Source organism: Bradyrhizobium sp. SRL28, assembly GCF_018596315.1.
Lineage (GTDB): Bacteria > Pseudomonadota > Alphaproteobacteria > Rhizobiales > Xanthobacteraceae > Bradyrhizobium.
Map to the genome: position 1 here is coordinate 1 of NZ_JAHEAG010000098.1, position 9,316 is coordinate 9,316.

Below are 9,316 nucleotides of genomic sequence, written 5' to 3' on the forward strand. Positions count from 1 at the left end.
CGGCAGCCAGCAGGCCTCTCAGCATTCGCGAACCGGCGAAGGGAAACTCCAGATGCAGCCGGTCGAGACGCCGCATGATCGCGAGATCGGCGTCCGGCACCGGACGCGGCAGGTAATAAACGCTGCCGCGCCTGATCTGCAAAACTTCCGCCTGCCTGGTGATCGACAGATCATGCTCGCGGTCGATCATCGCTTTGCGCTCAGCAATCCCGCCTTGGTGAGCGCTCCTTCTAAAGAATCGTTCTCCAGCGTCAGTTCCCCGATCTTGGCATGCAGCGACTTCACATCGATCGCAGGCGTGGCCGGCGCAGCGCTGCCAGGTCCAAAAACTCCGGAAGCGCCACCCTCCAGCTGGCCTTCCACGCCGTAATCTGATTGGGGTGGACGTCGAACTGCTCGGCAAGCTGAGCTACTGTCCGGTCGCCCTTGACGGCGGCAAGCGCCACCTTCGCCTTGAAGGCCGGTGTGTGGTTCCGGCGTGCTCGTCTGCTCATCGTCGCTCCTGATTCGCAGGCACCAGCGTGCCCGCTGTCAGGCAGAAATTCCACTTATCGACCTGTGCAGAATTCCGGGGCCGGCTCTTAAGGCTATGTTGAGAGCCACAATGAAGGAGCCGAGTTATGATGATAGAATACTTGCCCGAGAGGGGAGTGCAAATGGCGGAGCCCTTCGATTTTTGCGGGTTTAAGCTCGTCTTGAAGGGCCCGTATGCCGCTAAGCCTTCAGACTTGAAAGGGATCACGCTCGTTTGACCACGACAATGCGCTGATGCCTATTTAGTGCCTATCCTGCCTGGCTGCCCCAAGGACAACAAAACCTGGGAAGCAGCCTACGCCAAGATGGTCGCAAGCGCGCGCGAGCGGGGCTGGATTGACGCTAAAGCAAATGCAATTCGCGCACACATCGAAAGAAGGTTCTGATCAGAAAGATCCGAGGCAGCTCGCATCCTGAGTTAGTGCCCTGCATGCAAGTGACACTCGTTCCTAATCTGTCTCGATAGCGACTCCTTGGCAGCTCGGCTTCTTACCCAGAGGCGAACAGCATGATGGCGGCGAGAAGATCAGCCCTGAATGGGAACCCGACACGCATCAGCTGCGCCGCTCACTAAGACGGCGCCTTAAGGCCTTGGCGCTGGCAACGCTAGCCCGGCTCGGCCCAGATCCTATGAGGAAATGGCGGTGCTTTTTCAGTTTTCGTATCATCGCTGCTCCCGGAGGCTTAGGAGTTTGAACATATTCACACGACGGCCGCCCAAAAGGACTTGAATCGCACGTGGCGTCAAATTGTACGATCTCAAAGTAGGTGGCGCCGGCTTCCGGCCGCGCCGCGCTCAATCCGAGAAGCGTGTTTTGTTCTGTCCGCACAGATCCCTGGGAGCTGGTATGGCGACAAGATCGCGCAAACGCATAAAGGTCGATTGGGCTGCAGAAGCTCCCAAGGAGCTGTGGCGGCAAATTTCGCTCGCCACGATCGGCGCGACATCGCAAGAGATTGCCCGGTATCTCGGAGCGGCATGTGAAAAGACCTGACGGCTCCAGGAAGATCTTGCTAGTCAATCACACTCAAGGCCAATGCCGGGCCATTGTCGGCCTCAAAGGTGGAGATGCCGGAGCCGCCTATATGTGTGGCGAGCCTGTATTGAGAAGATCGCGCAGGAAACTCTCGTCATGGTGCGCTTATCACCATTGTCTGATGCACGCAGCCCCTGTCGAGCAAAACTGAAGTACGTGAGCAAGAGCCTACACTTTGAGTCTCCGGATTACATCCACCCTACCTGAGCCTCACGAGATCGTCACAAGCTGAACTCTTTTGCGGGTACCTGACGGAAGGCCCCTCATCTAAGACAATAAAGCCGTAATCGACACCTTCCGAGCGACGTAGAGGAGCTCTCATTGGCCGCTTCGGGAGGCAAGTACTGTGCAAGCCAGGGAAAACGGAAGACTGATGGTTGATCTCTGCACGCTGATTGAGCGCAACGCGGCGTTCACTCCCGACAAGCCCGCGATCCATTTCGAGGGCGAGACCTTAAGCTACGCGATCTTCAATCAACGGATCGAGCAGGTCGCGCGCGCCCTAAAAAGCCAGCTCGGTGTCGAGAGAGGCGATCGCGTCGCGATCCTCAGCCTTAACCGGCCTGACCATCTGGTGCTGCTCTATGCCTGCGCGCGGCTCGGCGCAATGCTCGTGCCACTGAACTGGAGGCTTGCGGTCGCCGAGCAGCTCTTCATCCTGTCCGACGCCGCCGCCAAGGTGCTGGTGATCGAACACGCCTTCGAGGCACTCCTGCCGGCGCTGGCGGAGCAACTGCCGGATATCTTTGTCGTCGGCTTGGATTTTGCGCCCCTCGGCGGAAGCAAATGGGATGGCCTGCTAGACCGAGGGCGCGGCGATGGTCGCAATCCGTACACGGACCTGTCCTGCCCGCTTCTGATCGTCTATACCTCGGGCACGACAGGGCGGCCGAAAGGGGCTGTGCTGCGCCAAGAGGCCTTGCTGTGGAATGGGGTTATGAGTCAGCACATGCATGGCCTCTCCTCGGCTGACCATGTCTTGACAGTGTTGCCGCTGTTCCACGTGGGTGGCCTCAATATCCAGACGACGCCAGCGTTGCATCACGGCGCGACGGTTACGATCCACACGCGGTTTACGCCAGAGGCGACGCTCGCTGCGTTCGAGCGCGAACGGCCAACTCTGGCCGTGCTGGTGCCTGCCACGATTCAAGGCCTGACCGAGCATCCCAAGTGGTCGACCACCGACCTAAGCTCACTCAGAGCAATTTCCACCGGCTCAACCATGGTGCCGCAGCACCTGATCGAACGCTTTGTCGCACGCAGCGTACCAGTGCTGCAGGTGTATGGCTCCACGGAGACCTGCCCAATTGCTGTCTATACGAGACTCGGCGGTGATCTCTCGCGTGAGGGTACGACTGGCCTGCCCGGCCTTTTCTGCGAAGCGGCAATCATCGATGGTGGGGGCAACAAGCTGCCGCCAGGCACCCTGGGCGAGATCGCAGTGCGCGGGCCTAATGTTTTCTGCGAATATTGGGGCAATCAAGAAGCAACGCGCGAGGCGCTGCATAACGGCTGGTATCACACTGGCGACATCGGCCGCCGCGATGCTGATGGGTATTTTTGGGTCCATGATCGCAAGAAGAATCTGATCATTTCCGGCGGGGAAAACGTTTATCCGGCAGAAGTCGAGCGTGTGCTTATGGAGCATCCCGATGTCGCAGAATGCGCTGTCGTCGGTCGGCCCGATTCGCGCTGGGATGAAGTACCAGTCGCCTATGTGATCAGGCGGTCGGGCGTGCGGATTGAAGCGGAAGCACTGACCGCGCATATGCAGTCGCAGCTCGCCCGTTTCAAAGTGCCGCGCGAAATCATTTTCACGGAAGAATTGCCGCGAACGGGGTTGGGCAAGATCCAGCATTTTATGCTGAAAGAGCTCGATGCGCGATCAAGTCGGTAAGGAGGCACCAAATGAATATCGCGGATTGGGCGCTGGCAATATTTCCCTTGCCGCCTGCACGCGATCTTATGTCTCTAGCTCACTGAAGTCGTTTCGAACAACTGTACTACATGAATACGCTGCCGCACGTTCATCGTAGTGCCGGACTGCGCTTCCGTCCCGATATGCCAAGTACCACGGAGCTCGTTGATGCCGCGGATCCTAATTATGAACGCCGGTACCGCCCAAATGTCGGGTGCCGATCTGACGGCAATCCAACTTTCGCTTGCAGCCAAGTCGGCTTGGCGCTCCGTATGGTTTGCACAAGCGGGCGACCTAATTGTCTCTCCGGTAGCGATCCCAACTGATCTGCTACACTACGTTGGCGCGACGCTAAGGTTCGACCCATCGACCGTCTTGGTGCTCGTGCCAGAAAACGCGCACGAGACCCGGGTCCTTAGTGATTTGACTCTGCAGTCCAATACAATTGTTGAACAAATCCGACGCCACGTTCGTGAGAAAACACATTGGAAACTCTGTGCTTGCTACTCTACTGAAGGCGTTGCGCGCTTAGCGGCGATGCTCGGCATACAGCAGAACGGGAACGACTTCGCTCTGCAGCGAGGCCCTGATCTATTGAACCGCAAGAGCCACTTCCGTCAATTGGCAACAAGTGTCACGCTTCCGTTGCCCAGTGGATGCATAGCAACAAGCTCAGAAGAATTGTTCAGAGCGGTCAACTCCCTAAGGCTTGAAACCGGCAGCGTCATTGTAAAATTAGACAATGGAGCCGGCGGAGTTGGAAATGTCATATTAACCGGCAAGGAGAGCGCTCCACTACCTGGGGCAAGGGAGACCCGGCGGGTTCTTTGGCCGTCGCTTGATCCTGATGCACTTTGGTCTGAGATGACAACCTCATCGTGTAAAACAGTGGTCGTAGAATCATACCACTTGGCCCGTTCTCTGTTCTACCTTGAGTTTGAAATCGAGGAAAATGGTTCAATCGCATACGTCAACAGTGGAAACATACGTCTGCATCGAAGCGAAGATCGGGCCGAACGAGCTCTCGTCTGGACTGGTCTAGAGCTTCCAAGCGACCTGAGCAATGAGCAGTACTCGACCGCTTACGCGCACGCCTATCGATTTGTGGAGCTTGCGCGGACCTTGGGTTACCGCGGAGTGATCAACATAGATGCCATTTTCTCGACCGACGGGCGGCTGCTGTTTAATGAAGCGAACGGTCGGTGGGGCGGGGGCTCGGTACTGCACAGCATTGCTGACCGATTGCTAGGAGCCGACTATTCCCATTCCTACGTGATTTCATCTGTGCGAAACGTCCGACTAAACTCCCTCCAAACGGCACTTGATTGTTTTGTCGATGAAGGATTGCTATTTGATCGCATACACAAGGAAGGCGTTATTCCGCTCGCCGCCGACCAAGAGGCAGGCACGGTGGAGTGTCTCGTGATCGCGCGCGACAGGCTGGTGGGCCGGAATTTCGAGCATCGATTATCGACGATGCTCTGATTTGGATCACTGCCCCATGTTCCACTCTTCAGGATGCCTTCTTCGGTCCATTTGTTCCAACTTGAACAACATCCCTATTCCCAACCATGTGCTGAAGCCAAAACGCGCCCTAAGGAGATGGCGAAGCACTCTCTTCCAGGTTGACTGGCGCAGCACTGTCGCTTCTTCCGTTCCAAACCCAAGTTGTTCGGCGCACCAACCTTGTCAGGTTTGCTATGCCACAACCGTGCAAACGGTTTAGTTCTGGGACGACGCGCGGAGCACGTGAACCGCCCCGGGATTGCCGGAGGCTCCAACTCTTGAGAAGGTTGAGCCATGACAAGCAAGACGACGAACAAATTCTCACCTGAAGTCCGGACCCGTGCCTCGGATGGTTCTGGAGCACGAGGGCGAGCATGCCTCGCGCTGGGCGGCGGTTGTTTCGATTTCATCGAAGATCGGCTGTACGCCGCAGACATTGCATGAGTGGGTCAAGAAGGCCGAGATCGACAGCGGCAAACGATCCGGCGTGCCATCGGAAGTTTCGGACCGGCTCAAGGCGCTGGAGCGGGAGAACCGGGAGCTTCGCCAGGCCAATGAGATCCTGCGCAAGGCGTCGGCTTATTTTGCCCAGGCGGAGCTCGACCGCCGGTACAAGCCATGATCGCGTTCATTGACGATCACCGAGAGGTCCATGGGGTCGAGCCGATCTGCAAGGTCTTGCCGATCGCTCCCTCGACCTACCATGCCCATGTCGCCAAACGCACCGATCCGAAGAAGCTCTCCACGCGAGCGAAGCAGGATATGGCGCTGACACCGGAGATCGCCCGCGTCTTCGCGGAGAACTTCGAGGTCTATGGCGTGCGCAAGGTCTGGCGGCAATTGCAGCGCGAGAGCTTTGACGTTGCCCGCTGCACCGTGGAGCGGCTGATGCGAGGCATGGGGTTGCGGGGCGCGATCCGCGGCAAGCCCGTGCGAACCACGATCAGCGACAAGGCGGCGCCGTGCCCATTGGACCACGTCAATCGCCAGTTCCACGCGCCGCGCCCGAATGCGCTGTGGGTCTCGGATTTCACCTACGTCTCGACCTGGACCGGCTTTGTCTATGTCGCCTTCGTCATAGACGCCTATGCGCGGCGCATTGTCGGCTGGCGGACCTCACGAACCGCGCATGCGAGCTTCGTACTCGATGCGCTCGAGCAGGCCCTCCATGACCGGCAAGCGGCGCATCGCGGCGGCTCGTGCATCACAGCGACCGAGGCAGCCAAGGCGGATGGATTCAAGCGGTCGTCGCAACACCGACTATGTTTACTCATGGCAGCAACTCGTCAAGCGCTTCTGCCGGCGTTTGCCTGCCCAGCGTCTTTCTCGGTCGAGCATTGAGGGCCGCTGCCACGGCGGCGATTTCGTCAGCGCTGTGGATGCTCAGGTCTGTGCCTTTCGGGAAGTACTTACGTAACAGCCCATTGGCGTTCTCGTTTGTGCCACGCTGCCATGGGCTTTGCGGGTCGCAGAAGTAGATTTGGACACCCGTATCGATCTTGAGACGATCATGCTGAGCCATTTCGGCTCCCTGATCCCAAGTCAGCGAACGACGCAGTTCTTGGGGCAAGGTGATGATGGTGCGCGTAATCGCGTCCCGCACGGCTTCGGCCCCGTGTCCCGCGAGCGCAGGGCCGTTCTTCGTGCGCGGAGCTTCGCCATGCCCCGCGAGCCGGGGAAGATGCAATAGCATCGTGAAACGCGTCGTGCGTTCGACCAGCGTGCCGATCGCCGAGCTGCCAAGACCGAGGATGAGATCTCCCTCCCAATGTCCCGGTACCGCTCGATCGGCTGCTTCGGCGGGGCGTTGGCTGATCATGATCTCCGGCGAGACAAAGCCTTTCCCTCGCCTGCGCACGCGCGCCCTGGGCACCCGTAACACGCGTCCTGTTCTCAAGCAGGCCGTCAGTTCGCGGCGCAGTACTCCCCGGCCCTGAACGAAGAGGGACTGATAGATGGCTTCGTGACTGATACGCATCGTCTTGTCGTCCGGGAAGTCGATCGGCAAGCGTCGGGCAATCTGCTCCGGGCTCCAAGCCCTGGCCCATCGTCGATCCTTTCGCGGGCCATGCCGGCGACCCTTCCACGGAACCGCGGGACCAGGAACGGGGGGCCACGACGGCGCTGGCAAGTCTCTCCTCCACATAAGTGTGCAAGGTTGTGTTGAGCGCAAGCTTGGTTGGTTTAGGCCGACGGGCCGATCGATCCGCATGCCACTGGGCAGTCGTCGCCCGATACTCCAACCCGCCGCTGCGGGTGGCTGCATTGCGCCGCAGTTCTCGCGAGATTGTCGAGGCGGATCGACCGAGACGACGCCCAATCTCCCGGATGGAATGGCCCTGCACCTTGAGAAGCGCAATCTCTTCGCGCTCCACCAATGACAAGTATCGCCCGGAGAACGCCTTTGCTGAGGACTTGAACATCGCTGGTGGCATGCCGCCCGCCTTTCGAAACCATCTGGTTCCTACAGGCTGTGACACTCCGGCTTCCAGCGCAACATCTTCGCTGCTTTGCCCTGCGGCAATAGCTCGCCAGAAACTTCTCTGTTCATCCCGTCCAGCCACAGGCGGTCGTCCTGGCGATGGTAATGGCGCTCGTCCAGACCGTGCCGATCGCCGCTTTCGAATGCTCATCGCAACCTCCAACTCCAGAGTACGTCTCGATCAAGTATACCGAGCGCCTCGCGGAAGCAGGCATCGAACCGTCGGTCGGCAGCGTCGGCGATAGTTACGACAATGCCCTCGCGGAAACGATCAATGGCCTCTACAAGGCCGAGGTCATCCATCGGCGCGGATCATGGCGGACCATGGAAGCCGTCGAATTCGCAACGCTCGGATGGGTCGACTGGTTCAACAATCGCCGGCTGCTGGAGCCTATCGGCAACATCCCGCCGGTCGAAGCCGAGGAACGCTACTACGCCATGGTGGCAGAAACCGCCGTGGCGGCGTGACTCAAACAAAATAGCCTCCGGCAATCCCGGGGCGGTTCAACGAGAATGCCGGAGCGATGCAGATCGGCACCCAAATCTGCAGTCATTGGCTCCATTCTTTAGCTGATTAAAGTAGTTACGCAGAACGGCTGGACGTACAATACGTTGTCCGGGATATGAGCCTCGCAGTTTGACCATCATTGCGCCAGTGGTTAGCGTTCCCCTCTCCTCTTCACGCAGCAGAACTCGCTCTTGTCTGATAACTTACCATCCAGCATCACTGTACAGACGATAGCGACGGGCGAGGAAGACAGCAAAGTATCTTCGTGCGTCGAGCCCGGCATTCGTCTAGTTAGAGAATGCCGGCCTGCATCCATAGATCTCATTCGCACGCCATTATAATCCATTCCATCTAGCTACTTTTCCGGCGCAAAAATCGGCGACCTTGTGCGGCTGCCAGAATCGCTCGCTGTGGCGAAAACTGCAAGGTCGGACGGATTGGCGTTGACTTGAAGCGGCAGCGTTGATTCATTCTTAATGATTCGTAATCGAGCCCTTCAAACGCGTGAGAAGCTTGTCGACAAGCTACCGGTCACCGGCGAACTGCTGCGCGGCTCGCTGCTGGAGCGCACGGTTCGTCATAAGAGCGGCTGCCCGAAATGCGCGCGTGGCGAAGGGCACCAGGTGCATGTCCTGACGGTAAGCTATGCGGGCGGACGCGTGCGTCAGTTCAGCGTGCGGCGCGAGCGCGTTGCCGAGGTGCGCCGTTGGCTGGACAACTACCAGAAGCTGAAAGACGCGATCGAGGCGATCTGCGAGCTCAATCACCACCTGCTGCGCCCTGATGCGGCGCTGCCGCGGGGGAGGAAGAAACGTGATTGAGATGCGCAGAGCGCAACTGAGCTTCGGCGACGGCTTGATCGCCGGGGAAGTGAGCGATCTTCGCGAAGGCTGGATGACCCATGCTGACCGGGTTCTGGCGGATGAACAGATCGTCGGTGCGGTGTACGAGGCGCTGGCGAGACGACATCCCAAGAGTCGTGGTCGGCTGGGCGCGCCGGCCGAGGTGGTGTTGCGATTGTTGATCCTCAAGCACGTTCGCACCTGGAGCTATCACGTGCTGGAACGCGAAGTGCGCGCCAATCTGGTGTATCGCGACTTCACCGGGTGGGCGGCGGCAAGACGCCGGACGCCAAGACGATGGGGCGCTGGGGCCTGGCTGTGGATCCGGAAACAATCAGGCAGATCCACGAACGGATCGTGCAAATCGCGCAGCAAAGGGGTGACGCAGGGACGCAGAATGCGCGTGGATACGACGGTGGTGGAGACCAACATCCATTACCCGACCGACAGCACGTTGCTGGGCGACGGGGTAAGGGTGTTGATCCGCAT

The 9,316-nt window shown here is 58.9% G+C and carries 3 protein-coding genes, 5 pseudogenes and 1 other annotated feature; of the genes and pseudogenes, 6 read left to right on the plus strand and 2 right to left on the minus strand.

What is annotated here, in order from left to right:
• Window positions 1-494 (minus strand): annotated as a pseudogene (locus tag KIP88_RS44620) (transposase); the annotation flags it as partial.
• Between the two features lie 1,450 nt (window positions 495-1,944).
• Between KIP88_RS44620 and KIP88_RS44625 the strand changes: the two are divergent.
• From KIP88_RS44625 to KIP88_RS44635, 3 genes and pseudogenes are all read left to right on the plus strand, one after another.
• On the plus strand, window positions 1,945-3,468 hold the full coding sequence (locus KIP88_RS44625) for a class I adenylate-forming enzyme family protein (protein ID WP_214494418.1): 1,524 nt from the start codon (window positions 1,945-1,947) through the stop codon (window positions 3,466-3,468).
• A gap of 207 nt (window positions 3,469-3,675) precedes the next feature.
• A complete protein-coding gene (locus KIP88_RS44630; RefSeq protein WP_249791532.1) occupies window positions 3,676-4,974 on the plus strand; it encodes a hypothetical protein in 1,299 nt (432 codons plus the stop codon).
• 315 nt (window positions 4,975-5,289) lie between these two features.
• Window positions 5,290-6,221, plus strand: a pseudogene (locus tag KIP88_RS44635) (IS3 family transposase); the annotation flags it as partial.
• Window positions 5,572-5,688 (plus strand) — a sequence feature (AL1L pseudoknot). (Overlaps the previous pseudogene by 117 nt.)
• A gap of 44 nt (window positions 6,222-6,265) precedes the next feature.
• Here the strand turns inward: KIP88_RS44635 and KIP88_RS44640 are convergent.
• Window positions 6,266-7,628 (minus strand): annotated as a pseudogene (locus KIP88_RS44640) (IS30 family transposase).
• 17 nt (window positions 7,629-7,645) lie between these two features.
• Between KIP88_RS44640 and KIP88_RS44645 the strand changes: the two are divergent.
• The 3 genes and pseudogenes from KIP88_RS44645 to KIP88_RS44655 form a co-directional block, all read left to right on the plus strand.
• Window positions 7,646-7,945 (plus strand): annotated as a pseudogene (locus KIP88_RS44645) (integrase core domain-containing protein); the annotation flags it as partial.
• Window positions 7,946-8,461: 516 nt separating this feature from the next.
• Window positions 8,462-8,806, plus strand: a complete 345-nt coding sequence (locus KIP88_RS44650) for a DUF6788 family protein (protein WP_214494422.1) — start codon at window positions 8,462-8,464, stop codon at window positions 8,804-8,806.
• A 1-nt stretch (window position 8,807) separates the two neighbouring features.
• Window positions 8,808-9,316 (plus strand): annotated as a pseudogene (locus tag KIP88_RS44655) (transposase); the annotation flags it as partial.